This window comes from Allobosea sp. NPDC003192 (genome assembly GCF_050275675.1).
Classification (GTDB): domain Bacteria; phylum Pseudomonadota; class Alphaproteobacteria; order Rhizobiales; family Beijerinckiaceae; genus Allobosea.
On the sequence record NZ_JBNNPK010000052.1, the window covers coordinates 1 to 1011 of the forward strand.

General features: G+C 62.9%; 1 protein-coding gene. It reads right to left on the bottom strand.

Features of this window, described 5'->3' with window-relative positions:
- Positions 1-426: 426 nt before the first annotated feature.
- Positions 427-1011: flagellin (locus tag ACQKLX_RS29835; RefSeq protein WP_427365177.1), on the bottom strand; the 585-nt coding region annotated here is incomplete at its 5' end.

The following is a 1011-nucleotide window of genomic DNA, read 5'->3' on the forward strand; positions in this document are numbered from 1 at the left end:
AAGAAGTTGACCGGGCTGTCGATCGCGGAGTTGACCTTCTTGCCGGTGGCGAGACGGTTCTGGATCTGCGCGGACTGGGCGGCGGTCGATTGCAGTGTCGAGAGATTGTTGCGGACGCCGGCAGAGAGAGAAACGGCCATGATTTGATACCTTCCTGGTATGGTGCCTTCTGGCATCGAGACCGTTCTGGGCTCGACCGGGAGACCATGCGGCCGAACTCGTAACGAGCGGTAAATCCGAGCGGGGGAATTGCTCGGAAATTGGGCGCAGTGGCGACATGGTTAATCAATGTGAAACAATGCGGAGACCTGCGTGAGATTCCGATCCCGGGCACTTCGCAAACGAAAAGCGGCGGAGCCTTTCGGCTCCGCCGCTCTTTTGCTTCGTCCCGCGTTCTGCGGGTGATCCGCTCCTGCGGACCGAAGATCAGCCGAGGAGACGCAGGACGCCCTGGTCGGCCTGGTTGGCGAGGGCGAGCGCCTGCTGCGAGAGCTGCTGACGGGTCTGCAGCGCGAGCAGGGAGGCGGCCTCCTGGTTCAGGTCGGCGTTGACGAGGTTGTCGGCACCGGTGGTCAGGGTATTCGCCATGTCCTTGGTGAAGTCCTGGCGGGTCTGGACGACCGAGAGGTTGGCGCCGAAGGTCGAGGAGAGCGACTTCAGCGAGGTCAGCGCGCCGGTGAGCGACTTGGTCGCGGCTTCCAGATCGGAGTCGTTCTGGAAGTTGGTGGTGCCGGCGAGCTGGGTGTTGCCAGCCTTGACGATGCCGAGATTGTCGGAGTTCAGCTGCGTGCCCTGAACGTCGAGCTTGGTCTGGTTCTTGCCGGTCTTCTCGTTGAAGACGACCGACAGGCGGTCGCCGCCGAGCAGGTTGATGCCGTTGAAGCCGGCGTCCTTGGCAAGATCGTCGATCTTGGTACGCAGATCGTTGTACTGGTCGATCAGGTTCGAGCGAACCGCCGAGGTGACGGTCGGTCCCTTGATCGCGGTCGCCGCGACCGCGTCGGCGGCGAG